The sequence below is a fragment of the Streptomyces sp. NPDC005791 genome, from assembly GCF_042871485.1.
GTDB lineage: Bacteria > Actinomycetota > Actinomycetes > Streptomycetales > Streptomycetaceae > Streptomyces.
On record NZ_JBIAIP010000008.1, the window covers coordinates 347708 to 372179 of the forward strand.

General features: G+C 70.2%; 25 protein-coding genes and 1 pseudogene. 7 read left to right on the forward strand and 19 right to left on the reverse strand.

Features of this window, described 5'->3' with window-relative positions:
* Window positions 1–16: 16 nt before the first annotated feature.
* Window positions 17–1513, reverse strand: coding sequence for an FAD-dependent monooxygenase (locus tag ACFYSH_RS18430; RefSeq protein ID WP_359478713.1), 1497 nt, complete (start codon window positions 1511–1513; stop codon window positions 17–19).
* A 195-nt stretch (window positions 1514–1708) separates the two neighbouring features.
* Between ACFYSH_RS18430 and ACFYSH_RS18435 the strand changes: the two genes are divergently transcribed.
* The gene (locus ACFYSH_RS18435; RefSeq protein ID WP_388753623.1) at window positions 1709–2380 is read left to right on the forward strand and encodes a hypothetical protein; all 672 of its coding nucleotides are present in this window, start codon (window positions 1709–1711) and stop codon (window positions 2378–2380) included.
* A 63-nt stretch (window positions 2381–2443) separates the two neighbouring features.
* On the opposite strand, the gene ACFYSH_RS18440 is transcribed toward ACFYSH_RS18435, so the two are convergent.
* The 16 genes from ACFYSH_RS18440 to ACFYSH_RS18515 form a co-directional block, all read right to left on the reverse strand.
* The gene (locus ACFYSH_RS18440; protein WP_359478707.1) at window positions 2444–3322 is read right to left on the reverse strand and encodes a hypothetical protein; all 879 of its coding nucleotides are present in this window, start codon (window positions 3320–3322) and stop codon (window positions 2444–2446) included.
* A 62-nt stretch (window positions 3323–3384) separates the two neighbouring features.
* Complete coding sequence (locus ACFYSH_RS18445; RefSeq protein ID WP_359478704.1) at window positions 3385–3969, reverse strand: nuclear transport factor 2 family protein; 585 nt, start codon at window positions 3967–3969, stop codon at window positions 3385–3387.
* Window positions 3966–4181 (reverse strand): acyl-CoA carboxylase epsilon subunit, encoded by a 216-nt coding sequence (locus ACFYSH_RS18450; protein WP_388753626.1) that lies wholly within the window; start codon window positions 4179–4181, stop codon window positions 3966–3968. Before ACFYSH_RS18450 ends, ACFYSH_RS18445 begins: the two co-directional genes overlap by 4 nt.
* Before the next feature lie 56 nt (window positions 4182–4237).
* Window positions 4238–5803: an acyl-CoA carboxylase subunit beta gene (locus ACFYSH_RS18455; protein ID WP_388753628.1), complete on the reverse strand. Its 1566-nt coding sequence runs from the start codon at window positions 5801–5803 to the stop codon at window positions 4238–4240.
* A 73-nt stretch (window positions 5804–5876) separates the two neighbouring features.
* Complete coding sequence (locus tag ACFYSH_RS18460; RefSeq protein ID WP_388753631.1) at window positions 5877–6674, reverse strand: 4'-phosphopantetheinyl transferase family protein; 798 nt, start codon at window positions 6672–6674, stop codon at window positions 5877–5879.
* A 9-nt stretch (window positions 6675–6683) separates the two neighbouring features.
* Window positions 6684–7268, reverse strand: coding sequence for an NADPH-dependent FMN reductase (locus tag ACFYSH_RS18465; RefSeq protein WP_388753634.1), 585 nt, complete (start codon window positions 7266–7268; stop codon window positions 6684–6686).
* Window positions 7269–7414: 146 nt separating this feature from the next.
* A complete protein-coding gene (locus ACFYSH_RS18470) occupies window positions 7415–8827 on the reverse strand; it encodes an MFS transporter (RefSeq protein ID WP_359478835.1) in 1413 nt (470 codons plus the stop codon).
* 132 nt (window positions 8828–8959) lie between these two features.
* Entirely contained in the window at window positions 8960–11320 is a 2361-nt protein-coding gene (locus tag ACFYSH_RS18475; RefSeq protein ID WP_359478838.1) for an SDR family oxidoreductase, read from the reverse strand.
* A gap of 2 nt (window positions 11321–11322) precedes the next feature.
* A complete protein-coding gene (locus ACFYSH_RS18480) occupies window positions 11323–12267 on the reverse strand; it encodes an aromatase/cyclase (protein WP_359478840.1) in 945 nt (314 codons plus the stop codon).
* A gap of 45 nt (window positions 12268–12312) precedes the next feature.
* Complete coding sequence (gene fabG / locus ACFYSH_RS18485) at window positions 12313–13098, reverse strand: 3-oxoacyl-ACP reductase FabG (protein WP_359478843.1); 786 nt, start codon at window positions 13096–13098, stop codon at window positions 12313–12315.
* Window positions 13099–13221: 123 nt separating this feature from the next.
* On the reverse strand, window positions 13222–13503 hold the full coding sequence (locus ACFYSH_RS18490; protein ID WP_359478846.1) for an acyl carrier protein: 282 nt from the start codon (window positions 13501–13503) through the stop codon (window positions 13222–13224).
* Window positions 13504–13599: 96 nt separating this feature from the next.
* A complete protein-coding gene (locus ACFYSH_RS18495) occupies window positions 13600–14817 on the reverse strand; it encodes a ketosynthase chain-length factor (RefSeq protein WP_388753638.1) in 1218 nt (405 codons plus the stop codon).
* Window positions 14814–16082, reverse strand: coding sequence for a beta-ketoacyl-[acyl-carrier-protein] synthase family protein (locus tag ACFYSH_RS18500; protein ID WP_388753640.1), 1269 nt, complete (start codon window positions 16080–16082; stop codon window positions 14814–14816). The genes ACFYSH_RS18495 and ACFYSH_RS18500 overlap by 4 nt, the downstream gene beginning before the upstream one ends.
* 37 nt (window positions 16083–16119) lie before the next feature.
* Window positions 16120–16449, reverse strand: coding sequence for a TcmI family type II polyketide cyclase (locus ACFYSH_RS18505; RefSeq protein WP_359478855.1), 330 nt, complete (start codon window positions 16447–16449; stop codon window positions 16120–16122).
* Window positions 16450–16518: 69 nt separating this feature from the next.
* Window positions 16519–17994, reverse strand: a complete 1476-nt coding sequence (locus ACFYSH_RS18510) for an FAD-dependent monooxygenase (protein ID WP_359478858.1) — start codon at window positions 17992–17994, stop codon at window positions 16519–16521.
* 714 nt (window positions 17995–18708) lie between these two features.
* Window positions 18709–19494: a response regulator transcription factor gene (locus ACFYSH_RS18515; protein WP_359478861.1), complete on the reverse strand. Its 786-nt coding sequence runs from the start codon at window positions 19492–19494 to the stop codon at window positions 18709–18711.
* 359 nt (window positions 19495–19853) lie between these two features.
* On the opposite strand from ACFYSH_RS18515, the gene ACFYSH_RS18520 reads away from it, so the two are divergent.
* Window positions 19854–20525, forward strand: a complete 672-nt coding sequence (locus tag ACFYSH_RS18520) for a ScbR family autoregulator-binding transcription factor (RefSeq protein WP_359478864.1) — start codon at window positions 19854–19856, stop codon at window positions 20523–20525.
* 169 nt (window positions 20526–20694) lie between these two features.
* On the opposite strand, the gene ACFYSH_RS18525 is transcribed toward ACFYSH_RS18520, so the two are convergent.
* Window positions 20695–21261, reverse strand: coding sequence for a TetR/AcrR family transcriptional regulator (locus ACFYSH_RS18525; protein ID WP_388753645.1), 567 nt, complete (start codon window positions 21259–21261; stop codon window positions 20695–20697).
* Between the two features lie 136 nt (window positions 21262–21397).
* On the opposite strand from ACFYSH_RS18525, the gene ACFYSH_RS18530 reads away from it, so the two are divergent.
* The 5 genes and pseudogenes from ACFYSH_RS18530 to ACFYSH_RS18550 form a co-directional block, all read left to right on the forward strand.
* Window positions 21398–21709 carry a hypothetical protein gene (locus tag ACFYSH_RS18530; RefSeq protein WP_388753680.1) on the forward strand — a complete coding sequence of 104 codons (312 nt, stop codon included), beginning with the start codon at window positions 21398–21400 and terminating at the stop codon, window positions 21707–21709.
* Window positions 21652–21828: a hypothetical protein gene (locus ACFYSH_RS18535; RefSeq protein WP_388753648.1), complete on the forward strand. Its 177-nt coding sequence runs from the start codon at window positions 21652–21654 to the stop codon at window positions 21826–21828. The genes ACFYSH_RS18530 and ACFYSH_RS18535 overlap by 58 nt, the downstream gene beginning before the upstream one ends.
* The gene (locus ACFYSH_RS18540; RefSeq protein ID WP_388753675.1) at window positions 21755–21916 is read left to right on the forward strand and encodes an SDR family oxidoreductase; all 162 of its coding nucleotides are present in this window, start codon (window positions 21755–21757) and stop codon (window positions 21914–21916) included. Before ACFYSH_RS18535 ends, ACFYSH_RS18540 begins: the two co-directional genes overlap by 74 nt.
* A 67-nt stretch (window positions 21917–21983) precedes the next feature.
* Window positions 21984–23054 carry an aldo/keto reductase gene (locus ACFYSH_RS18545; RefSeq protein WP_388753651.1) on the forward strand — a complete coding sequence of 357 codons (1071 nt, stop codon included), beginning with the start codon at window positions 21984–21986 and terminating at the stop codon, window positions 23052–23054.
* A gap of 78 nt (window positions 23055–23132) precedes the next feature.
* Window positions 23133–23410 (forward strand): annotated as a pseudogene (locus ACFYSH_RS18550) (SDR family NAD(P)-dependent oxidoreductase); the annotation flags it as partial.
* A gap of 15 nt (window positions 23411–23425) precedes the next feature.
* Here ACFYSH_RS18550 and ACFYSH_RS18555 read toward each other — a convergent pair.
* Window positions 23426–24079: a hypothetical protein gene (locus ACFYSH_RS18555; protein WP_388753654.1), complete on the reverse strand. Its 654-nt coding sequence runs from the start codon at window positions 24077–24079 to the stop codon at window positions 23426–23428.
* Window positions 24080–24472: the final 393 nt, after the last annotated feature.

Here is a 24472-nt window from a genome sequence, read left to right on the forward strand (position 1 = left end):
CCGCTGGACGGAGCGCTTACAGGCCTTTCCTGAGCGGCCCGAACCAGCCACTCAATGCGGTGGTGAGCTCGCCCGCGCCCGGCCCCGTCCACACCACATGGCCATCGGGGCGCAGCAGTACGGCCGCGGTGCCGGAGAAGGGGTCGTAGGACGGCAGGTCGTGGGGGGTGGCGGTGACGATGTCGACGCGGTCGCTCCAGCCCGCGGCTGTCCGGCGCAGCGCGGCGTCGTCCGCGAGATCGATGAGTACGCCCCGGGCCCCTCGCAGCAGCCGGGCTACGGTCGTCTTGCCGGTCCGGCCGGTGTCGGCCGCGTCCCGTGTGGTGATCAGCTCGATGTCGGGCATGCGCAGGCCGAGCGCCGGGTGGTCGCCCGGACCGACGTCGTACCGGATGTCCAGACCGCTGGCCTTGCCGATGAGATGGCGGTTGACGGCATCGAAGCCGATGAGCTCCGCCATCACGTCACGCAGCGGCTGCATGTCCCAGCCGCCGAAGAACAGAAGCCCCTGGGCGCGGGTCTGGGTCAGCAACTGCTGGCCCACGGGAAAGCGTTCGCTGTGATACGTGTCCAACAACCCTTCCGGCGCCCAGCCGTTGACCACCGCGCCCAGCTTCCAGCCGAGGTTCACGGAGTCCTGGATGCTGACGTTCATGCCCTGCCCGCCCGCGGGCAGGTGGACATGGGCGGCGTCCCCGGCGAGCAGCACCCGCCCACGGCGGTAGGTGGTCACCAGCCGGGCGGCATCGGTGAACGAACTGGCCCAGCGGGGAGTGCCGCGACTGATGTCCTCGCCCGTCAGGCGCATCCAGGCGGCCGCGACCTCCTCGAAGGAGACCGGTTCCGTACGCCGGCCCGGCACACCGTACTCACAGACCACGACCCGGCTCACGTCCTCTCCCAGCGGGGCGGAGAGGACGATCCCGGCCTCGGTGCGGTCGCCGGTGAAACGGGGGCGGATGTCGCAGCCGCTCACATCGGCCAGCAGGAGCTCGACCGTGGCGTCGGTTCCGGGGAAGTCGAACCCGGCCAGCTTGCGTACGGTGCTGCGCCCGCCGTCGCAGCCTACGAGGTAGGCCGCGCGCAGCCGCTCGGTACCGCCGGGGCCCCGGATCTCCACGTCGACCCCGTCGCCGTCGTCGGTGACACCGATGAGCTCGTGACCCCGCCGTACGCTCACGCCGAGGTCGGCGGCCCACGCGCCCAGCACCGCTTCGGTGTAACTCTGCGGTACACCCGACACACTGGCGTGGATCCCGTCGTCCGCGGTGAAGTCCAGTGGCAGGCTGCCGAAGTGGCCGGCTATGGACGTGGTGACGCCGCCGAACCGGTGGAGCAGGCCGCGTTGGCGGAGTACTTCCATGGTCCGTGCGGTGAACCCCATGCCCCGGGACTCAGCGGTCGGCTCGGCGAGCCTGTCCACCACGAGAACGTCGACTCCGGCGAGCCGCAGTTCTCCGGCGAGCATGAGGCCCGCCGGACCGGCACCGGCCACAACGACCGACACGTCCATAATTCTCCTTCGAGAGCAACCGCTGTTGCCGATACGGTCCTCGAATTCCGCCGCGGACTCAACGGATTCCACTACAGAGCAATGTCAAGTAGTCCCAAATCTTCGAAAAAGGACCCGAGGTGCGGCCCTCCGGGCGGTGCTTCCGGGGCATAAAGGAACTCACCGCGGCGAACGCCGCGACCCCAGGAGGAGACCATGGACGTCAGCACAGTGCCCCTGCCCGGCATGGACCAGGGTGACGGCGATGTGGTGCTCATCAGCCGCCGTTTCGTCGGCGGAAGAGAACAGCAGAAAGCGGCGGTGAATGCCGTCTCGGCCTACTGGAAGAGTCTTCCGTTGCCGTCCGGTTTCCGTTCCATGAATTGCTTCGAAAGCGTGGACGGGGAAAACATCATGACGGTCGTGCAGTGGGACGGTGAGGATTCCTGGGACCGGTTCTTCCGGTCGCATGAGCCGTTCATGATTCCCGGCGTGGAGACGGCGGACGACGCCCGCAGGCTCAGGCCGGAGCTCTACCACCGCTACCGGGGCAAGGTGGCGCGGGAGGAGGGCGAGGCGGTCTGCGTCGTGGCACCCACCTTCGACGTGGACGGCCCCGAACGCCAGCGGCGGGCCGTCGACACACTGCTCGACGGCCCGCTGAAGGGGCGCTTCCCCGGACTCAGAGCCATGCACTTCCTGCTCAGCGGCGACGGCAGCCGGGTGCTGAACTACGCGGAGTGGACCAGCCAGAGGGCCCACGAGAAGTTCCTGCGCGACGAGATGTCCCGGGACGCCTTCGAGGCCCTGCACTCCGTCGCGGGTGTCAGAGGCCTCGCCGGCAAGCGGTATCTCCTGCACGAGCGGCTCACCGGTCCGGCCGACTGACGCGCGGCCTCCGTCCGGCGGGGAGCCGGCGGCGCCACGTCCCCCGCCGGCCCACTCCTGCCGTCAGCGCTCGGGCGGCGCGAAGAACCCCGCGAGCGGTGCGGGGATGCCGCCCGCCTCGATGGCGGCCCTGACCAGCTCCTCGACGTACGCGGTGAGTTCCACGACTCCCTCCTGGCCGAGGTGCCGGTACGGCGCGGCGTCCGCACGGTCCGTCGCCTCCTCCAGGTCGGCCCGCATCGTCCGCCCCTGCCGGGTCAACGAACCGTCGGCGGCCATCAGACCGCGCCCCCGCAGCCGTTCCTCGGCAGCCCTCCAGTCCTCCTCGGTCCAGCCCCGTTTGGCCATCACGATCTCGCGGGGCATTCCCGCCTCGCTCGCGCAGTGCGAGACCAGGGCCTCCAGACCGTCCAGGTCCCTCGCCCGCAGTACCGCGACATGGCTGTCCCCGCGGTGTTCACGCAGCAGGGTCGCCCCGTACCACAGGGAAAGATGAGGTGCCGGGGGCGCAGGCATGTCCGCATGGGCCGCGTACATCGGGCGCCCGGGACGCTGCGCGCCCTCGGCGGCACGGAGCACCAGCCGGGCCGCCTCCTCCACCGGTCGGGAGCGCAGCACGTCCGGGCCCAGCAACCGGCTCAGAGTGGAGTCAGCCGCGGCCACGCGCCCGGCCCACGCCTGCTGTGGTGACACCAGGTCCCACACCGCCGGGACATGACGGGCCACCAGGTCGTGCCGGAAGCTGTAGAAGGCGGCGGTGACCACACCGGGGCCGACCCGGCCGAGGGCCGCGGCACGGCCGGCGAGATAGCAGGCCATCGGATCTCCCACTCCGAGGCCGGCCAGCTGCTTGTCGAGGTCAGGGCTGAAGTAGGTCAGGCTGTGGAACGTGTTGAGTGCGCTCTGGCAGCGCCGCGCGACATGTCCGGCGAACGGTGGCATCGGTGGCTCCTCGGAGGATGCGGGTCGGACGGGTGGCTGAGAGGTCGTGCGAGAACGGTGGGTCAATCGAGGTCGGCCGGTCCTGTCCCCGAAGTCCATACGACGTGGAACGACCAGCTCGCGAAGCGCCAGCCGTCCGCCGTCCGCGCGGCCCGGCCCGCGTAGTAGCCGCCCACCTGGAACAGCGGCCCCGGATCCCGTGCCGCCCGCCGCCGCGTATCCGGCCGGTGCACGTGCGTGGCGATCATCTGGAAACGTATGTCGGCCCGGTCGCCGTCCAGGACGATCGCGTGGTTGGAACTGAGGTGGTGCGTCGCGCTGAACTTCTGTTTGGCCGCGTCGTGGAAGGCGCCGAGGCCGGCCAGACCGTGGTGCTCACCGATCGGGAACACCAGGCGGCAGTCGTGGGTGAAGATCGACCGGGGCCAGTCGGGAGCGGTTCCGGGTTCGTCCTGGGTGTCGAGGAGAAGGGTGTAGCGGTCGATCAGTCGTGCTATCGCCGCCCGGTCGAGAAGGTCGTCGAGCTCTTGTTGCGGCCTTGCCGTACCGCCGGCCGCACCGGTCGATGTCATCGCTCCCGCCTCCGGCGCCCGCTCGCCGCCGCCGTCGCGCACGGCCGCCGGCGGGTGGGCCGCGTACGGCCTCACGGCGTGATGCTCCGCCAGCCGCTCATGGCCCGCGGCCCGGGCTCCGGACGGCTCCACCGGGCCGGCACCGTACGGGGGACCTCGGGGACGCCGGGTACCGCCAGCGCGCGGGCGAGGAGCACGGCCAGCACCGCGGCCAGTTCCACGTGGTCCGGGTCGCCCTTCTCCACCCGGCAGATCCGGTCCGTGGGGTGTTCGTCGTCGTTGCTCATGGCCATCCTGTTCGTCGGGGGAGCGGAGGCGGTCCGCTCCCGGTGCCGGGCTGGTGTCACTGCGGCGGATTGCCGTGCTTGCGCACGGGCAGGTCGGCGTGTTTCGCACGCAGCATGGCGAGCGACCTGATCAGCACGGCTCGAGTGGTGCGGGGATCGATGACGTCGTCGATGAGGCCGCGCTCGGCCGCGTAGTACGGGTGCATCAGCTCGCTCCGGTACTCGGCGATCCGCTGGTCCCTCACGGCCCCGGGGTCGTCGGCAGCCGCGATCTCCCGGCGGAAGACGACGTTCGCCGCACCCTCCGCCCCCATCACCGCGATCTCGTTGGTGGGCCACGCCAGGGCCAGGTCGGTGCCGATGGAGCGCGAGTCCATGACGATGTAGGCGCCGCCGTACGCCTTGCGCAGCACGAGGGAGATGCGCGGGACGGTGGCGTTGCAGTACGCGTACAGCAGCTTGGCGCCGCGCCGGATGACGCCGTTGTGCTCCTGGTCCACCCCGGGCAGGAAGCCGGGGACGTCCACCAGCGTGACCAGCGGGATGTTGAAGGCGTCGCAGAACTGCACGAAGCGTGCCCCCTTCTCCGACGCCTCGATGTCCAGCACCCCCGCCATGGCGGCGGGCTGGTTGGCCACCACACCGACGACGTGGCCGTCGAGCCGCGTCAGCGCGCAGACGATGTTGGGCGCCCAGGCGGCGTGCACTTCGAAGGACTCACCGTCGTCGACGATCTCCTCGATCACGTCACGGATGTCGTACGCCTGCCCCGGCCCCGCCGGAACCAGATCGAGCAGCGCCTCGGTGAGCCGGTCCGCCGGGTCGCTCCCGCCGACGGCGGGTGCCTGCTCCCGGTTGTTGGAGGGCAGCATCCCGATCAGGTAGCGGACCTCGGCGATGCAGGTCTCCTCGTCGTCGTACGCGAAGTGCGCGACGCCCGAGGTCTCGGCGTGCACGTCGGCGCCGCCGAGGCCGTTCTGGGTGATCTCCTCGCCGGTGACGGCCTTGACGACGTCCGGTCCGGTGATGAACATCTGTGAGGTCTCACGGACCATGAAGACGAAGTCGGTCAGCGCCGGGCTGTACGCGGCGCCACCGGCGCACGGGCCGAGCATCACGCTGATCTGCGGGATGACACCGGAGGCGCGGGTGTTGCGCTGGAAGATCCCGCCGTAGCCGGCGAGCGCGCTGACACCCTCCTGGATACGGGCGCCGGCCCCGTCGTTCAGCGAGACCAGCGGGGCACCGGCCGAGATGGCCATGTCCATGATCTTGTGGATCTTCGTGGCGTGCGCCTCGCCCAGCGCCCCGCCGAAGATCCGGAAGTCGTGCGCGTAGACGAAGACGGTCCGGCCCTCGACCGTGCCCCACCCGGTGATGACACCGTCCGAGTACGGTCTCCTGTCTTCCAGGCCGAAGCCCGTGGCCCGGTGGCGGCGCAGCGGCTCCACCTCGCTGAAGGAGCCCTTGTCCAGCAGCAGGTCGATGCGTTCGTGCGCGGTCAGTTTCCCCTTGGCATGCTGGCGGGCGGTGGCAGCGGGGTCCGGACCGCTGCGCGCGGAGTCCTTGATGCCGTTGAGCTCGTCGGTCCGGGAGCGGACCGTTCCCTGTGCTGCGGACATGTGCATCCAATCTCCGTCGGTCGAGGAACGTCCGGCGCCCGGGGAGTCGTAGGCGGCGGCGCGGTTCCTGAGGTCACCTTCCTTGCGCCGGCCGGGTGCGGGAACGGCCCCGCACCCGGTCGCCCCCACCGCCCCGGGCCCGTAACCAATCCCCGCCCAGGCCGCGGACGCGCACCACCGCGGGAGCGGAACCGCGTACGACGGCGGCGGCGGTGTGGGTGGCCGGGCACGGAACGTCGAGCACCGCCCAGCCGTCCGGGTGCCGGCCGGTGTCCGCGCCCAGGTAGTCCATGCCGGGGGGGCGGCTCAGCCCCGTGCCCAGCCCTTTGAGGTACGCCTCCTTGCGGGTCCAGATCCGGCCGAACAGCACGCGTCTGTCGGGCCCGTGGGCGGCGTCGAGCTCCGCGCGCTCGCAGGGGTGCAGCGAGGAGGCGCACAGCTCGACGGTCTCCTCGCGCGGCAACGCCTGGACGTCGGCCCCGACGGGTCGCGCCGCCACTGCCACGAGTGCCAGGCCACCGCTGTGGGACAAGGAGAAGTGCGGCGTACCGTGGTCCACCGCCGGACGCCCGTGCGCCGCTCCGCACCCCGGGCAGGGCTCGCGGACGAACCGCAGCGCCTGCGGCGGCACCCCCGTGTAGCGTGCGAGCAGCCGCCGCAGCGCCACATGGGCTGCGGCATACAGCAGGCCGTCGGCCGGTCGTCGGAAGGCGGCCGCGCGGAGCCGCTCCGCCGGGTCGAGTTCCGATCGGTCGAGCATGTCGGCCGCGGCGCCCCCGGGGCTGCGCAGCAGCCACAGATCGAGCCGGTTCGGCGACACCGCGAAGTCCGGGGTGTCCGCGCCGCGGCGTGCGGCCGGTGACCTGGGCACGAGGGGCGCTCAGGCCCGGTAGGGCGCCGCGGCGCGGCCTCGGCGCAGGGTGGAGGCCCACCAGCCCAGCTGGTCGAGCATGACCTCGGCGGCGCCCTCGGGCCCTGCCGGGTCCTTCGGCTCGCCTCCCTCGTCGAACCGCTCCCATGCCGAATGGAAGCTGACTCCGTCACGGACCGAGACGGCGTGCAGCTCGGCGAAGACCTGGCGCAGGTGCTCCACCGCCCGCAGACCGCCCGACACACCGCCGTAGGAGACGAAACCGACCGGCTTGGCACGCCATTGGGTGTAGTGCCAGTCGATCAGTTGCTTCAGGGCGGCGGGATAGCTGTGGTTGTACTCCGGTGTCACCACCACGTAGGCGTCCGCGGCCTCCAGCCGGGGGGACACCTCCGACAGGACGGAGAGTGCGTCGGGAGAGGGCGTGTGCGAGTGCACCGCCGGAAGCATGTGGTCCGCGAGGTCGACGACGTCCACGGTGAAGTTTTCGCGGCCCTTGGCGCGGCCGGCGAACCACCGCCCGACGACAGGACCGAAGCGCCCCTCGCGGACGCTGCTGACGATCACCGCGAGATGCAGGGTGTCCTTCGACATGGTGTTCCTGATTCGTGAGTGGTGGTTCCGGATCAGCTCGTGGGTGAGCTGCCGGACTTCTCCGGTGGGTCGGTTTCGCGGCGGCCATGGGGGCGCCGGCTGTCGTTGGTGGGTTCCGGGCTCGTCGAGGGGGTCGGACGGACGGGTCATCGGACCCCGGCCACCGCCTGCCGGCGCGGTAGGAGGCCGTGAAGTGCGACAGCGCATCCGAACAGCCCCACCCCGGTGAGGAGGAGGAGTGCGGGGCGGAAGCCCGCTGTGCTGAGCGCGGAGGTGAGCGCCACCATCACTGCAGCGCTCATCTGCACCGACGTCTGGTACAGCCCGCCCGCGGCCGCCTGGAGGCCGCTCGGCACAGAACCGGTCGCCTGGAGGTGCAGGGCGGTGAACGCGCACGTGAACGCGGCTCCGAGCAGGAGCATCGTGGGCGCCACATCGGTCAGGTACCGCACCTCGGCCGCGGGATCGGAAGGGTAGAGCACGTAGCCGAGCGTGGCGGCGGCCGCCCCGGCCGCGATCAGCCGTGCCGGGCCGAACCGCTGTGCCAGCCACCCGCCGTGCAGGGCGGTGACGACGAGCGGCAGGCCGGCCGGCAGGAAGGCGAGCGCGGTCTCCCAGGAGCTCCACCCCGCGTGCCGCTGGAGGTGCACCGTACTGAGGAGCAGCAGCCCGAGGAAGGACCCGTTGAGCGAAGCGGCGCCGAGGGCGGAGCGCACCAGGACGGCGTTGCGCAGGAGTTCGAACCGTAGAAGAGGATCAGGGGACGTCGACTCGGTACGGAGGAAGAGGGTGCCCAGCAGCGCTGCGAGCGCGAAGCCCCCGACGGTTCGCGGGTCGCTCCAGCCCGTATCGGGTACGGACACGATGCCGTACACCAGGCTCAGGACGGCCCCGGTCAGGGTGAGCGCGCCCGCCCAGTCGTAGGGGCGGGGCCGGGTCCCACCGGGTGCGTCACGGGGTATGAGCCGGAGCCCGGCCAGGAACAGCAGCAGGGCCACCGGGGCCGGTGCGGCCAACGCCCAGCGCCAGCCCGCCTCGGTGGTGAGCGCCCCGGACACCAGCAGTCCCGCGGACAGGCCGCAGGCGCCGAACAGCGCGTACACCGAGATCGCCCGGCGACGGGCCGGCCCTTCGGGGAAGACGGACACGATGATCGCGAGGCCGGTCGGCGCGGTCAGCGCCGCGCAGAAGCCCTTCAGCACACGGGTGGCGATCAACGGGGCCGCGCTGTCCATGAGGGCGCCCGCCAGCGAGGCGGCGGCGAAGACCATGAGCGCGGCGAGGTACACCGGACGGCGGCCGATGCCGGCCACCAGCCGCCCGCCGAAGAGCAGCAGACCGCCGAAACCGGCGGCGAAGCCACTGACCACCCACTGTGCGGTGGGCAGGTCCAGCGCCAGCGCGGCTCCGAGCGCCGGCAGGGCCACGAGGGCGAGCGACACTTCGAGCGAGTCGATCAGCATGTTGCCGGCCAGGACGAACAGCAGGCCCCACAGAGCGGGACTCCACCGGCCGTCGGGCTCGGCACGGGCAAGGCTCTCGGAAGGCTCCGACGGCATCGTGGTTCCCTTCCCCCGGCGAGTGGGGCGCTGAGGCGGTGTGTGGGCGTGTCCCGGCGCAGTGGGGAGGTCCGGGCCGCGGCCCGGCCGGTCCGCCGCGATCCCGGCCCGGGCGTGGTGGTGCGGCGCGGTTCAGCCGAGCAGCGTGCCGCCGGTGGCGTCCACGAAGGAGCCGGTGATCCAGCGGGCCTCGTCGGTGGCGAGGAAGGCCACGACGTCGGCGACGTCCTGCGGCTCGCCGACCCGGTTGAAGGCCGACATCCCGGCCATCTGCTCCACGGCTTCGGGGATGTCGAAGACCGGGTTGCCGTTACGCGTGATGCCCGGCGCGACGCTGTTGACCGTGATGCCCCGCGGGCCCAGGTGCTTCGCGAAGTGCAGGGCGAGTTGCTCGACGGCGCCTTTGGTCATGGCGTACGCGATCTCGTCCGGGTTGGCGAAACGGGTCAACCCGGAGGAGATGTTGATGATGCGTCCACCGTCGGGCATGTTCCGCAGGGCGCGCTGGATGATGAAGAACGGGGCTTTCGCGTTGACCCGGTAGAGCTCGTCGAACTGCTCAGGCGTCGTCTCCTCGGCCTTCACACCACCCATCACACCGGCGTTGTTGACCAGGATGTGCAGGTCGGTGCTGCCGGTCCGCTCCTTCAGACCGGCCTCCAGTCCGAGGAAGAGTTCGTGGACGTCCCCGGCGACGCCGAGCCTGGCCCGTACGGCGAACGCGCGTCCGCCGTCCTTCTCTATCGTCGCGACGACCTCGTTCGCGGCCTCCTCACTGCTGCCGTAGTGGACGGCGACCAGCGCGCCCTCGGCCGCCAGACGCACGGCGGTAGCCCGCCCCATGCCCCGGCTCGCCCCTGTGACGAGTGCGGTCCTGCCCGTGAGCCTGTCCATGTCGGTTCTCCCGTTCCGTGCTGTCGGTGGGGCCGAAGCCCGTCGAGTGACCGGGCGGGCCCGCGAGGCACCGTCCGTGTGCTGGGTCCGCAGGGCCGTCGGGCCGTCGGACGCGGCAGAGGTCCGGGGCCCGGGGGCGCCGAACCAGCGCTCCAGGGCCTGGGTGAGGTCCGTACCGTCGCCGGCGGCCCATACGACGCAGCCGTCGGGCCGGACCAGGAGCGCGGTGTCCGGTCCTACGGCACCGGGCACGGACGGGGTGGTGACCGTGCGCACCCGCTCCGCCCACGGGGCGGCCTGGGAGCACGGATCCTCTCGGCCCCGGGCCCCGCCGTCCGGCACGAGCAGCAGCCCGCGCCCGGAGTTCAGTGACGAGGTGCTGGTGAAGGGATTCTGAGGGGTGCCGAGTCGCCAGTGCGGCAGCCGGCGGCCGAGCAGGGGATGGGTGCCGGGACCGACGTCGTAGCGGATGTCGAGACCTGAGATCATCCCCGCCAGATGCGCGCGGACGGGCTCCTCATCCATCAGTTCGGCGAGAACGGCACGGGAGGCGTCGACCTCCGGGCCTCCCAGCAGGAGCAGGGCCTGCGCGCGGATGTTGGCCAGTACCCGTCGGCCGACGGCGTGCCGTTCCGCGTGGTAACTGTCGAGCAGCCCCTCCGGTGCCGTACCCGCCACCTCCGCGCCGAGCTTCCAGCCCAGATTGACGGCGTCCTGGAGGCCCAGGTTGAGGGCCTGCCCGCCGATCGGCATCTGCTGGTGGGCCGCGTCACCCGCCAGCAGCACCCGGCGGTCCCGCAACGCCGTCACCTGCCGTGAGCCGTCGTGGAAGGCGTTGACCCACAGCGGGGTCCCGCCGCTGATGTCTTCGCCCGTGACACGTGCCCAGGCGCCTGTGATGTCATCGAACCGAGGAGTGCCGCAGCCGGGTGGCGCCCCGAACTCGTGCACCATCACCCGTGTCACCCCGTCAGGGCGCCGGGCGGCGACGGCGAGCCCACCCGGCAGCCGCTGGAAGCGGCGGCCGGGTATCTCGAGACCGGCCACGTCCGCCCGCAGCAGTCTGCGCGAGGCGTCGGTGCCCACGAAGGCGAAGCCGCCCAGGCGCCGTACCGTGCTGGTCTCGCCGTCGCAGCCGACGACGTAGGCGGCACGGAAGTGGCGCGTCGCCCCGTCCTCTCCACGCGCCGTGACCATCACGGCATCTGGTCCGGCGTCGAGACCGGTGAGGACGTGCCCGCGCCGGACGTCCGCCCCGAGCTCCCGGGCCCAGGTACCCAGTTGTTCCTCCAGCCGGATCTGGGTGACTTTCCACTGCCCGGGATACCGCCCGGGCAGGGTGAGATCGAGCGGGATCCCCCCGAAGTGGCCCATGTGCTCGCCCGGTATCTCACCGAACGGCTCGAGCAGCCCCCGCGCGGCGAGGATCTCCATGGTCCGCGCGTGCAGGGTGGACGCCCGTGACTCACCGGTCGGCTCCGTGAGCCGTTCGAGAACGAGTACCTCCGCACCGGCCAGGCGCAGTTCACCGGCGAGCATGAGGCCCACCGGGCCGGCGCCGACGACGATCACCCGTGTTCCGGAGTGGTCCCGGCCCATCGTCAGGCCCTGGCTTCCGCGTACTCCTTGGCGTGGGCCATGGTCGCGCGGCTGTTGGTGGACAGTGCCGTCCTGACGTACTCCTCGGCATCGCCCACCGTCGCGGTCCCGCCCAGGATCCGTGCGATGTTCGCCGTGTTGAGGGTGACGGTGTGCTGCGAGGTGACCACGACGCCTCCGTCGCGCTCCTCGAAGGTCCAGCAGCCGGTGTGCAGGGTCATCAGCGCCGGCAGGGTGACCTGTTTGTAGGCGATCCTGTGGTGCGGGAAGGTGACGCGGTACGACTTGGTGGTGTGCACCGAGCCGTCCTTGGCCCGGGTGTCCATCTCCAGGCTCTGCAGGCCGGGGCTGTCCTCGGAGAAGCGGACGGTGGCGACGTGCGGCAGGCGCTCCGGCCACCGGTTCGCCTCGTCGATGAAGGCGTAGGCGTCCTTCGCGGAGCCGGCGATCCGGACCGAGTCCTCGAAGGAGAAGGTCAGACCGGCGGACGCGTGGGCGAGTTCGACGTTCGTCTTCAACGCCGCCAGCTCGGCGCGCGAGTTGCGGTCGACCGCCTCGTCGATCCAGGCCATGTTCTCCGGGGCGTCGTCGACGGCCCGGTAGTCGTGCAGCAACCGGACCCTCGAGGTGTCCACGGTGAGCGGCTCGATGATCCACGTCCCGCTCATGGCGGCGACCGGGTGGGTGGATATCTCCTGGCGGAAGGTGATGCGCAGGCCCTCGGGGTCCAGGGTGCGGCGCGAGGTCCAGTTCTTCGGCTCACCGTTGGCGGTGGCCCAGATCCGGATGCGCTCCTCCTCCCTGCTGTGCTCCAGCCGTTCCACATGAATGGTGGGGGGGAAGATCCGTGGCCAGTGGTGCACCTCGGCGATCAGGCGGTAGACGTCGGTGGCCGGAGCCGAGACGGTGATCTCGTGCTCCACCTCACGCGAGCCGGACTGAGACATGCTGGCAACTCCTCTCCATCGGGTGCGGGGGTCGGTCGGGCCGGCTCAGAAGTTGCCGAGCCCGCCGCAGACGTTGAGCGCCTGCGAGGTGATGGACCCGGCGGTGTCGGAGGCGAGATAGCCCACCAGGCCGGCGACCTCCTCCGGGGTGGAGTAGCGGCCGAGCGGGATCTTGGCCCGGAACTTCTCGAGGACGGCCTCCTCGGTGGTGTCGTACGCGGCCGCATAGCCCTGCCGCACACGCTGGGCCATCGGGGTCTCCACGTACCCCGGGCAGACGGCGTTGACGGTGATACCGGTCGGTGCCAGCTCGTTGCCGAGCGCCTTGGTGAAGCCGACCACGCCGTGCTTGGACGCCGAGTACGGGGCACCGAGGACGACACCCTGCTTTCCCGCGGTGGAGGCGATGTTGATGATCCGGCCGCGCTTCCTGTCCCGCATGCCGCCGGTGGTCAGTACCTCACGGGAGACCCGGAACACGCTGTTCAGGTTGGTGTCGATCACGTCGTGCCACAGCTCGTCGTCGATCTCGGCCGTGACGCCTCCGCCGCTGCGGCCCGCGTTGTTCACCACGACGTCGACAGTGCCGAAGGCGTCCACCGCGGCCTGAACCCACGCACGCACCTCGGTGCCCGAGCGCACGTCGAGGGCGGCGCCGTCTACCTCGTGACCTTCCTCCCGCAACTGCTTGACGGTCGCTGAGACCCGTTCGGCGTCGCGCGCGCCGATGAAGACCCGGTGGCCCTGAACCGCCAGGACCCGGGCCGAGGCCAGACCGATACCACTGGTCGCACCCGTGACGAGGGCGACCCGCTTGTCCTGCTCAGACATCCTTCTTCTCCATGGGTAGACGGGTTCCGGTGCCGGTCGCGGCACCAGGGCCTCTCGTGCGGATCACGCCGGACACGGCGTGCCCTGGTGTCGCACCTCGCGGCGTCGCCGTCGGACGGCGGCTCATCCCGAGGTCTCAAGGGCGAGGGCGTCGTCGAGGTACCGGTTGACCGCCGCCACCAGGGCCTGGGGCGTGCGGTGATCGGTGAAGACGTCGTCGTCCAGGGCTATGCCGTACTCGCGCTCTATGCGGCTTCCGGTCTCCAGCAGGGCGAGCGACTCGTAGCCCAGTTCCTCGAAATCGGTGGTGAGGATGTCGCCGTCCAGGTCGACGCCCTCACCGGCGCCGGCTCCCTCCAGCAGGATCTTCTTGAGGTCCTCGACGGTGAACGCATTGCGGGACATGGGGGTCCTTTCCGCGATGTACGCGCCGGCCTGCCCGGCGCGCGTGTGACGGGTTCCTGTCGTGCCTGCGCGCCGGCGGCCGGCGGCGTGGGGAGGTCAGTCGCCGGACCGCACGACCACCGCGGAGTTGTAACCTCCGTAGCCGCGTGCGAGGACCAGCGCGGTGCGCACCGACGTGGTGCGCGCCTGTCCGACGACCAGGTCGAGGGCGTACTCGGGTGACAGCTCCACCTGGGTGGTGGGCGGGATCAAGCCTTCTCGCATGGCCAGGACGGCGCTGACCACATCCACCGGGGCAGCCCCGGAGTAGAGCCTGCCGATCATGGTCTTCGGCGCGGTGACCGGCACGGCGTACGGTCCGAAGACGGCCGTGATGGCGTCCGCCTCCTCCCGGTCGAGCCGGGGCGTGCCCGCGGCGTCGGCGAACACCACGTCGACCTCGTCGGGGGACGTCCCGGCGTCGGCGAGCGCCCTCTCGACGGCCCGGCGCAGCCCCGGCTCCCGCCCGCTGCCCGGCCGGGGGTCGAACGTCGCCCCGTAGCCGGCGATCTCTCCGTACACGTTGTCCGCTCCGCGCTCGTGTGCAGACCGCTCCGATTCCAGGATGAGCAGGGCGCCGCCCTCGCCCGGCACGTAACCGTTGGCGTCCGCGTCGAAGGGCAGGTAGGCGCGCTCCGGATCGGTCCTCGTGGACAGCCGGCCGCCGGCGATCTGCGCGACCCAGCCCCAGGGGCAGATCGACGCGTCGAACCCGCCGGAGAAGATCAGCCTGCTGCCCTTGCGGATCTGGCGGCGTGCCTGGGCGATCGCGTCCAGTCCGCCGGCCTGGTCGCTCACCACGACCCCGCTGGGGCCGCGCATGCCGTTGCGGATCGAGATCTGGCCGCTGTTGACCGCGTAGAACCAGGCGAACGACTGGTACGCGCTGACGTACTGACTGCCCTGGCTCCACAGCCTCTGCAGCTCGTTCTGGCCGAACTCGAACCCGCCGGACGTGGAGGCGGTGACCACACCCATGTCGAACTCGGCGATGTCACCCGGTCGTACGCCCGCGTCCTCGAAGGCGCAGTCCGCGGCGACCAGGGCCAGTCTGGTCATCCGGTCCGTCTGCGGCAGGAGCCTGCTCGGCAGGTGGTCCTCAGCCGTGAAGGAGCGGATCTCGCCCGCCAGTCGCGCCGGGTAGGCACTCGCGTCGAAGCGGGTGACGGGTCCGATGGCGTTCTTGCCGATCCGGGTGGCCGACCAGAAGTCCTCCACGCCCATGCCGTTGGGCGTCGCGACACCGATTCCGGTGATCACTGCCTTGTCGCTCATGCCGCACTCCTGTCGTGCCGGGCAAGGACCATCGCACTCTGGAACCCGCCGAATCCGCTGCCCACCGTCAGAACCGTGTCGGTGCGGTGCTCCCGCGCGGTGACCGGCACGTAGTCGAGGTCGCACTCCGGGTCGGGTGTACGCAGGTTCGCGGTGGGGGGCACCACGTGGTGCGCCATGGCCAGCACCGAAGCGGCGATCTCGATCGAGCCGATCGCGCCCAGCGAATGCCCGACCATGGACTTGATGGAGCTGACGGGGACGCGGCGGGCGTGCTCTTTCAGGCTGAGCTTGAAGGCCGCGGTCTCGTGGCGGTCGTTCTGCTTGGTGCCCGAGCCGTGGGCGTTGACGTAGTCGATCCGGTCCGGGCTCATCCGCGCTTCGGCGAGCGCCACGTCGATCGCCTCGGCCATCTCGCGCCCGTCGGGGCGCAGCCCGGTCATGTGGAAGGCGTTGCAGCGGGAGGCGTAGCCGGCGATCTCGGCGTAGATGTGTGCGCCGCGCCGTTCGGCGTTGCCCAGCTCCTCCAGGACGAAGACGGCGGAGCCCTCTCCGAGCACGAAGCCGTTGCGCGTGCCGTCGAAGGGGCGCGACGCGTGTTCGGGGTCGTCGTTGCGCGGGGTGGTCGCCTTGATGGCGTCGAAGCAGGCCAATGTGATGGGCGAGATCGGGGCGTCGGTGGCCCCGGCGATCATGACGTCGGTGGTGCCTTCCCGGATCAGCTCGACGGCGTGGCCGACCGCGTCGATACCCGAGGTGCATCCGGTGGACACCACGGTGGCGGGTCCCTCGGCGCCGACGGCCCACGCCACCTCGGCCGAGAACGAGCTGGGGACGAAGTAGTTGTAGAGGTGCTGCGGCGAGTAGGTGTGGTCCACCAGGTCGAGCCGGCCGTTGTCGCTGACCACCCGGTACTCGTCGTCGAGTCCGGTGGTGGCGCCGACCGCGCTGCCGATGGAGACCCCGGTGGCGTGGGGGTCGAGGCCGGCGAGGTCCAGGCCGCTGTCCGCCAGTGCCTCGCGTGCCGTGACCACACCGAACTGGGCGGCCCGGTCCATCCGGCGGATCTCGTGCGGGGTGAGCCCGTGCGACTCGGGGTGGAAATCGATCTCGGCGGCCACGCGGGAACGGAACGAGGACGGGTCGAAGAAGGTGATGCCCCGCGTCGCCGTGCGTCCTTCGCTCAGCAGACTCCAGAAGCTCTTGACGCCTGTACCGCCCGGCGCCAGTACCCCTACCCCAGTGATCACTACACGACGGCTCACGGCTACCGGACTCCCCTCGTATCGGTGTGACGGCGGGTCATTCCGCGTCCGTCCAGTCGTAGAAGCGGGTTGCCATCGCGTCGGCCGGGGACCGCCAGGTGAGCGGGTCGTAGGCCTGGACGAAAGGCTTGAGGTCGTTACTGATGCCGACGAACCGCGGGTCGGACCTGGCCTCCTCGATCCGTGCGCCGCCGTTGTCCGCGGCGAAGTCCTGGAGGTGGAAGTACAGGCCCTTGTAGGCGAACAGCTGGCGGCGGCGCGTGCCCATGCGGTGCGGCATCTCGCTCCGGTCGAAATCGGCGAAGAGGTCGGCGACCTGGGCCTTCGCGTCGATGTCCATCCGGGCCACGATCAGGGTGCTGTGCATGCTCTCTCCTCTTGTCGGTAGTGCGGTGGCGGGTCGGGACGCCACCGCCGAAGCCGTCGTCAGCCCTGGTCAGAGGGCATAGGGGCGCCCGAACCAGCGCTCCAGGGCCATGGGCAGGTCATGGTGGGATCCGGGTGCCGCCCACGCGACGTACCCGTCGGGGCGGATCAGGACCGCCGACGTCGTCGCGAGGCCGTCGGCGTTCGACGGGGCGTGCGGTTCCGCGGTGACGATGTCCACGCGGTCGGCCCAAGCTGCGGCGCGGGCCCGCAGACGCGGGTTGTCCTGGAGGTCGAGCAGCACACCGCGAGCGGGATGCAGCAGCTCCGTGCTGCTGGTCTTGCGGTGTTCGCCGACGAGCTCGAGGTGTGGCATCCGCTTGCCGAGCAGCGGATGCGTGCCCGTGCCGACCTCGTAGGTGATCTCCAGTCCGCTGACCATCGCCGCGAGGTGCCGACTGACCTCCTCGTACCCGATGAGCTCGGTCAGCACATCGCGCAGTGGCTGTACTTCGGGTCCGCTGAGGAACAGCAGGCCTTGGGCGCGGGTGTTCATCAGCAACCGTTTCCCGACGGCGTGCCGCTCGCTGTGGTAGGTGTCCAGCAGGTCGATCGGCGCCCGGCCCTTGACCACCGCGGCGATCTTCCAGCCGAGGTTCACCGCGTCCTGGATGCTCGTGTTCATCCCCTGCCCGCCGGCGGGCAGGTGGATGTGGGCCGCGTCGCCGGCCAGGACGACGCGGCCGCGGCGGTACTCGGTGACCTGCCGGGTGGCGTCACCGAAGGCACTGACCCAGACCGGTTCCGCGTGGGCGATGCTCTCACCGGTCAGCCGCTGCCAGGCGGCGGCGACCTCCTCGAACGCCGGCGGGGCCTCGCGGTGGCGGGGCGGTGTACCGCGCTCGCACACGATGATGCGGGTGACGCCACCGGGCAGCGGGCCGACCATCACCATGCCGCCGGGCAGCGTCTCGCCGATCATGCGCGGTGCGAGGTCGATCCCCTTCAGGTCGGCCAGATACATCTCCATGGTCGCGGCGGTCCCCGGGAAGTCGAAGCCGGCGGCCTTGCGGATGGTGCTGCGTCCGCCGTCGCACCCCACCAGGTAGCCGGTGCGCAGTTTCTCGACGCCACCCGGGCCTCGGACCTCGATGTCGACCCCGTCGCCGTCGTCCGTCAGGGTCACGACCTCGTGACCTCGGCGGATGTCGGCCCCCAGCCCGGCGGCCCACGCCTCCAGGTGTGTCTCGGTGACGGACTGCGGGACGCTCTTGGCAGCCTGCCACGCGCCCTCCAGGACGGCGAAGTCGATGGGCAGCCCACCGAAATGGCCTTGGTTGCTGGTCTCGATCTCACCGAAGCGGGGAAGGATCCCGCGCTGGTCGAAGACCTCCATCGTGCGGGCGGTGAAGCCTAGTCCGCGGGACTCACCGCTGCGCTCCGCCAGGCGCTCGAGGACGATGACCTCGACTCCCGCGAGCCGCAGTTCACCGGCCAGCATCAAACCGGCCGGCCCCGCGCCCACGACAACCACTGCAGCGTCCATATGCCTCTCCTCGGCCATCTCACGGTTTCCTTCACAAGGGTCGGATCATCGGCGTACCTGTGGTTGTGCCTGTGAACGTCCCGGCCCTGGAACAGCGGCGAAGACCGGTGATCAGCCTCTTCTGAGGCAGGACGGAATTCAAGGGAGTCCGATGCAGGGAACTGTGACGTTTGGTCATGTGCAGGCACCTGTTGAACGGGCAGGTGAGAGAAAGGTCAGAAGAACGTAAAATCAGCCGCCGAAGAATCCGCGACAGCCCTTGGTCGGGGGAGTGGCCGAGCCGTTCAGGGGAGATCCGGGGCGCGGCGGGTGCGCGCGCGGAGCCGGAATCCGAGATGCCCGCGCGGCCGACGGGTGATTCCGTCGGCCGCGCGGGCATGGGATGGTTCCGCCTCCTGGCGCGTGTTCGCGGTGGATGGAGGTCCTTCGAAGACCTCACGTTCGGCGGGCGGCCTACGGTGCCGGCCTCGGCCTCGGGCGCACCTGCATGTTGTGCTGACCTGCCACCCGCGCGCTCTGCCCGGCAGTGCGGCGGAGGGCGGAGGTGAAAAGGGATGCCGGGCCCGGGCGCCCTCTCGAGGGACCGCGAAAAGCAGGACGGGAAAGGAGGAGGGGGTGAGCGCTCTGTTCAAAGAATTGAGATTCGGCGCGTCGTTCCGGTCAAGCCTTTCAATACGTCGAATTCGGGCCGCGCGTGGGCTGAAAAGAGGCCGGTTACGGCTGGCCCAGCCGGAATCCGACTCCTCGGACCGTGATGATCCAGTCATTGGAGCCGAGCTTGTTCCGCAGGCTGCTGACGTGGGTGTCGATGGTCCGCCCAGGGCGCGACCAGGAATCGTCCCACACCAGGGTCATCAGCTGTCTACGTGAGACCACGGTGCCCGGATGCGAGGCCAACAGGTGGAGCAGACCGAACTCCTTGCGCGTCAGCTCCACCGGCCGGCCCTGTACAGCGGCCTCCCGGGTGCCCGCGTCGATACGGAGCTGGCCGTGGATGATCACGTTCTGGAGTGGTTGTTGCGGCCGGACCCGGCGCATCACCGCTTCGATACGGGCCATGAGTTCGCGGAACCCGTAAGGCTTGACCAGGTAGTCGTCCGCCCCTGCCTGCAGCCCCAGTACCCTGTCGAGCTCGCTGTCGCGGGCGGTGACGGCGATGAGTGGCGTCGCCCCGGCGCCGCGGATACTGCGGCAGACCTCCAGACCGTCCAGGTCGGGCAGATCGAGGTCGAGGAGCAGCAGGTCGGCACTTCGGTAGGCACGCAGGGCCTCGGCTCCGGTGCCGACGCTGCCGGCCGAGTGGCCGTGACGGCGCAGCCCCTGGATGAGGGAGTCGGCGGAGGAGGCGTCGCTCTCGACGACCAGGACTTTCAGGGCGTCGTTCCGTGCGGTGCCCAGCGACGAGGGCCGTACGTCGTGCAGTCGCTGGATCGGATGCTGGTCGGTGGAGAAGTCGCGCGGTATATGAGGTTCCAGAAGGTCCGTGGCCTGCCGCTTCATCTGATGCTCCCCTGCACGTTTGAAGGATGCGCACTCACGAGTAGACCGATGCTCAGCAACTTACAAACCGGCAAGCCTGTTTGTCAAAGCTCATTAGTGTACGGCGACCTCCGGCCACGTTTTCGCGATACTGCCCCTGAGGTGACATTGCTACAGAAAACACCCACGAAGCAGGAGGGTTTCAGCCGCAGGAGGCATTGATGGGGCTTTAGTGACAAGCTTTGACTGGAAAGAAAACCGGCATCCTGGTTTGATACGGGGATGGAGCCGTCTCGAGCCCTTTCACGGGGACTGAACACCTCGCCCCGCCCCGACGCGGAACGCCTCGCCGCAGCCACAGCGAGGGTCGGGAGCCCCGAATGACCAAACAGGAAAGGTCCGAGCGCACCCGGAATGCCCTGATCCACTCTGCGGCCGACCTGTTCGACCGGCACGGTTACGTCCAGGCCGGTCTGAGCGGGATCAGCGCGGGAGCGGGAGTGAGCCCTGGTGCTCTGCACTTCCACTTCAAGAACAAGTCGGCTCTGGCCGACGCGGTGGAGTGGGCCGCCTGTCAGTGCCTGCGCCGAGCCGCGCGGCGAGTGCACCGCAAGGAGGGCGGCGCGCTCCAGACGCTCACGGACATCTCGCACGTCTTCGCTGTGCTGATCCGTGAGAACGTGGTCATCCGCGCGGGAGTCCGGCTCAACGGCGACACGGACCGGACCTCCGCCGTCGAACTGCGCGAGGAATGGCAGCACTACGTGCAGCGTCTGCTGACGCGGGCGGTGGGTGAGGGAAACCTGCGGTCGGAGTTTCCGCCGGACTGCTTCTCCTCGATGGTGGTGGCGGCCAGTGTCGGGCTCGAAGTCCTCGGCAGGACCAACGAGATGTGGCTGTCCCGCTCCACGGTCACCATGTTCTGGCAGCTGATGCTGCCGAGGATGGCTGCGGAGCACGTCCTCCCCTCGGTGGATCCCGCGGGCAGGGACGACGCCGTCCACTTCGCGCTCATGGCGCCGCCGCACGGGATGAGCTCTCCGCCTCCCTGAGCGGAGTTGCCGCCACCGGGCCCTCGCCTCGGCGGCCGAACTGTCCGCCGGGGCGTCGGCCGGTGCGAGACCCGGGCCAGGGATATCTTCCGCCGGCGCGGGTGAGCGCTTCCGCGTGGCCGCTGACCGCGTGACGTGACGAGCCGTCGGACCGGAAGGGCGCGGCCTGTCAGCCGTGCGCCCTCAGCCCGTCGACGACGATGGTGAGCATGCGGTCGAGTTGGGCACGCTGCTCGGGTGCCCCGGCCACCGAAAGCAGGCCGGCGAGGACGCCTCCGACGTCGGCCGCATCGATGCCGTCGCGTAGTTCCCCTGCCTCGGAGCCGGCCGTGAGCAGCATCCCCAGGATGCGCTGCACCTCGTCGCAGACCGGTCCGGTGCCGAAGCGGCCGGAAGCGCTCATGGCGACCAGGGCTTCGCAGATGCCGCGCCGTTCGCCCGCCCACTCGGCGAAGTCGCACATCCAGGTGTGGAGGGCCTGCGCGGGCTGCTCGGTGGCGAGGAGGGCCTGCGCGTCGTCGCGCAGCGGGCGGATCTGGTCGCGATAGATCTCCTCGACCAGGTCCTCGCGGGTGGGGAAGTGCCGGTAAAGGGTGCCGCTCCCCACGCCCGCCCGTTTGGCGATCGCGTCCAGCGAGACCGTCCGCCCGGAGGCGAAAGCCTCAGCGGCCGTGGCGATCAGATGTTCGCGGTTGCGTTGGGCATCAGCTCGCAGGGTCCTTCGTGGAGATGTCATGGCCTTCGCGATCGGGAGAGTCGGGTCGGGGTGCACAGACGAATCGGGGATGTCTCCGGTTAGTGTACGGTGACGCAAGCGGGGACCTCTCCGCTTAGTGTCGACTCCAGCCTCCCTCCTCGACGAAAGGCCCGACTTGCCCACAGCACTCGTCACCGGTGGCACGACCGGAATCGGCAGAGCGGCCGCCGACCTGTCGCACGCCGGCGGATACCAGGTCGCCGTGGCGGACGCACGCGTACTGGCCCACACCGACGCTCTCCTGACAACGGTGTCCGAACGTTTCAGGTCTCTCGACCTGCTGTTCGTCCACGCCGGGATCTTCCGCCCCGCGCCGGTCGCCGACGTGACGGAGGAGTTGTGGCGGCGACGCGGGGAGCCCTGCTGGCGATGCTGCCCTCGCTGGCGCTCGAACTGGCTCCATGCGGGATCCGTGTCAATGCCGTGAGCCCTGGGGCGACCGAGCCGCGATCTCCTGGCTGGATCCGAAGCGATCGAACGGGATCTTCGTGCGCATGGCGTCCCGGCCGCTGCGTGGAACTCCCAGCCTGTCGAACAGCGGGGTGAAGTCGTCGCCTTCCTCGCCTCGGACGCCGCCAGTTACGTCACCGGGCAGGACGTCACCGTGGCCGGCGGATACGGACTCGGCGTCTGAAGGCCGGGCGGGCCGGCCACCGGTCCACGCTCTCGAACACCACGACCCACATCAACAGGAGTACACGATGCCACTCACTCTCGACACCTACCGGCTGCTTGGCCGTTCCGGGCTGCGGGTCTCACCGCTGGCCCTGGGCGCGGCGACCTTCGGCACCGAGTGGGGCTGGGGCGCCGAGCGCGAGGAGGCGCGCAAGCTGTTCGACCGCTACACCGAACTGGGCGGCAACTTCTTCGACACCGCCAGCACCTACACCAACGGCAGTTCCGAGCGCATGCTGGGCGAGTTCGCCCGCGCCGATCGCGAGCGCCTGGTGCTGGCGACGAAGTACTCGACACTGCGCCGGCCCGGTGACCCCAATTCCGGTGGCACGCACCGCAAGAGCATGCTGGCGTCGGTGGAAGCCAGTCTGCGGCAGCTCGGCACGGACTACATCGATCTGCTCTATCTGAACGTCTGGGACTTCAGGACGCCGGTGGAGGAGATCCTGCGCGGCCTGGACGACCTGGTGCGGCAGGGCAAGGTCCTGTACGTGGCGGTCTCCAGCGCACCGGCCTGGCAGGTGTCGCGCATGCAGACGATCGCCGACCTGCGCGGCTGGTCACCGCTGGTCGCGCTGGAGATCGAGTACAGCCTGATCGAGCGTACCGGGGAGCGCGACCTCATCCCCATGGCACGCGAGATGGGACTGGGCGTGGTCCCTTTCTCCCCGTTGGGCGGCGGGCTGCTCACCGGCAAGTACGGCCGGGACGACCTGAACCCGGCGGGCCCCGTCGCCGGCGAGACGGCCGGCAGCCGCAGGAGCCTCAACGCCGCCCTGGGCATGGTCACCGAACGCACCCTCGCCATCGCCGATGTGGTGAAGGAAGTGGCCACGGAGCTGGGCCACACACCCGCCCAGGTCGCACTGGCCTGGATCCTGAACGCCCCGGGCGTGGCGGCACCGATCATCGGCGCTCGTACGGTCGCGCAGCTCGAGGACAACCTGGGTGCCCTCCAAGTCGACCTCACTCCCTCCCAGCTCGCCCGGCTCGACGAGGTCAGCGCCATCGGCCTCGGAAATCCGCACGACCTGCTCGCCGGCGACCACATCCGCACGGTCATCTCGGGTGACATGGAGATCGAGACCCGCCGCTGACGCGTCCCGTGAACGGCGATATTCAGCAGGGGTAAGTACAGCGACAAGAACGCCGCAATCACGGGTGGCAGCAGCGGCATGGGACTCGCGGTGGCGGAGCTGCTGGTGCGAGACGGAGCCCGCGTGGTGATAACCGGCCGCCCCAGGCCAAGCTCGACGCGGCACGCGAGCGGCTCGGCACGAATGCCGGGGCCGTCCGGGCCGATGTGGCCTCACTGGCCGACCTGGACACGCTCGCCGACCGGGTGAAGAGCGACCTCGGCTCGGTCGAGGCCCTCTTCGTCAACGCCGGCGTCTCACCCCTCACGCCCCTCGACTCCACGACCGAGGAGATGTACGGAGAGCTGTTCGCAGTTGCCCGTACGGGCCGTCTAAGGGCAGCTCTCCTCGTACTTCACCGCAGTGAACTCGACGGGCTGTCCGGTGAGGGCGGCTCCGGGGGAGGGCGACTGGGTGCACACCTGCCAGTTACTTTCCAACAGAACCATGCGGCCTTCTGCCGCATCGGTCGTTGTGATCGACGTACCGGAGTCCAGGGCGCCGCGGGCCGCCTTGACTGATTGCCCGACCAGGTTCGGCATCTTCTCGCCCGCCGCCTCGGGGGTCGTGGCATCGCGGGACGGGCAGGTCTCCTCGAGCTTCACCGTGCCGAAGTCCAGCTCCGTGTCGGTCGGCACCGTCTTGCCTGCCTTGACGTTCTGGGAGCAGACCTTCCAGTTCCGGTCGAGGGTCTGGAGTCTGTCGCGGCCGGAACTGTCGTGGGACGTCAGCAGGTAGAACCCTTCGGCCTGCGCCTTGTCCTGTGCGGACTGGAGTCCCATGCCGACGAAGTCGAGGACCGCCTTGGACTCGGCGGGCTTCATTTTCTCCTCGGACGGTGTTGCCGCGGGAGGCGTTGTGGGCTCGGTGGAGACTGGCGCTGCGGGCTTCGGGTCCGTGGCGGCCGGGTCGCAGCCGACCAACGTTACGGCTGCAAGACACGTGACGGCAGCGGCAAGAGTGCGGGTGTTCAAGTCGTCCCCCAAGAGCGGTTCGTGAGGACATGACCGTAGCCGCGCGGTGTGCAGCAGGGGAGCGGGATGTTCCGGTAGTGACGGAGTTGTGACCGAACCGTGGGGATAGGTGAAAGTGCCTTGCTGTGCGGTGGGGTGCCGAACGCCCTGTTTCCGATCGCTCTCGTAGCCCGCTCGACCTGCTCCCACCCGCTGCCACAGCGCTGAAAGCGGTACGAGAACCGGACGCGGGGAACGGCCCGCGTCAGGTTCTGCGCAGCGCCCGGTGGGAGCCGGCTGTCCGGGCCCTGCCGCGAGAGGCGTTCCTCGACGACGGCTAATTCGAGTACACGGACGATGGCTGGTACGGCCGGCATTCCTCGACGGCCGACGCGGCGGCGGCCTGGACCGGGTCTACGGTCGCGG

Coding starts and splice junctions, on each gene's coding strand:
- ACFYSH_RS18430 (WP_359478713.1), bottom strand. CDS start 1,513: ATGGACGTGTCGGTCGTTGTGGCCGGTGCCGGTCCGGCGGGCCTCATG.
- ACFYSH_RS18435 (WP_388753623.1), top strand. CDS start 1,709: ATGGACGTCAGCACAGTGCCCCTGCCCGGCATGGACCAGGGTGACGGC.
- ACFYSH_RS18440 (WP_359478707.1), bottom strand. CDS start 3,322: ATGCCACCGTTCGCCGGACATGTCGCGCGGCGCTGCCAGAGCGCACTC.
- ACFYSH_RS18450 (WP_388753626.1), bottom strand. CDS start 4,181: ATGAGCAACGACGACGAACACCCCACGGACCGGATCTGCCGGGTGGAG.
- ACFYSH_RS18455 (WP_388753628.1), bottom strand. CDS start 5,803: ATGTCCGCAGCACAGGGAACGGTCCGCTCCCGGACCGACGAGCTCAAC.
- ACFYSH_RS18465 (WP_388753634.1), bottom strand. CDS start 7,268: ATGTCGAAGGACACCCTGCATCTCGCGGTGATCGTCAGCAGCGTCCGC.
- ACFYSH_RS18470 (WP_359478835.1), bottom strand. CDS start 8,827: ATGCCGTCGGAGCCTTCCGAGAGCCTTGCCCGTGCCGAGCCCGACGGC.
- ACFYSH_RS18475 (WP_359478838.1), bottom strand. CDS start 11,320: ATGGGCCGGGACCACTCCGGAACACGGGTGATCGTCGTCGGCGCCGGC.
- ACFYSH_RS18480 (WP_359478840.1), bottom strand. CDS start 12,267: ATGTCTCAGTCCGGCTCGCGTGAGGTGGAGCACGAGATCACCGTCTCG.
- fabG (WP_359478843.1), bottom strand. CDS start 13,098: ATGTCTGAGCAGGACAAGCGGGTCGCCCTCGTCACGGGTGCGACCAGT.
- ACFYSH_RS18490 (WP_359478846.1), bottom strand. CDS start 13,503: ATGTCCCGCAATGCGTTCACCGTCGAGGACCTCAAGAAGATCCTGCTG.
- ACFYSH_RS18495 (WP_388753638.1), bottom strand. CDS start 14,817: ATGAGCGACAAGGCAGTGATCACCGGAATCGGTGTCGCGACGCCCAAC.
- ACFYSH_RS18505 (WP_359478855.1), bottom strand. CDS start 16,449: ATGCACAGCACCCTGATCGTGGCCCGGATGGACATCGACGCGAAGGCC.
- ACFYSH_RS18510 (WP_359478858.1), bottom strand. CDS start 17,994: ATGGACGCTGCAGTGGTTGTCGTGGGCGCGGGGCCGGCCGGTTTGATG.
- ACFYSH_RS18515 (WP_359478861.1), bottom strand. CDS start 19,494: ATGAAGCGGCAGGCCACGGACCTTCTGGAACCTCATATACCGCGCGAC.
- ACFYSH_RS18520 (WP_359478864.1), top strand. CDS start 19,854: ATGACCAAACAGGAAAGGTCCGAGCGCACCCGGAATGCCCTGATCCAC.
- ACFYSH_RS18525 (WP_388753645.1), bottom strand. CDS start 21,261: ATGACATCTCCACGAAGGACCCTGCGAGCTGATGCCCAACGCAACCGC.
- ACFYSH_RS18535 (WP_388753648.1), top strand. CDS start 21,652: ATGCTGCCCTCGCTGGCGCTCGAACTGGCTCCATGCGGGATCCGTGTC.
- ACFYSH_RS18545 (WP_388753651.1), top strand. CDS start 21,984: ATGCCACTCACTCTCGACACCTACCGGCTGCTTGGCCGTTCCGGGCTG.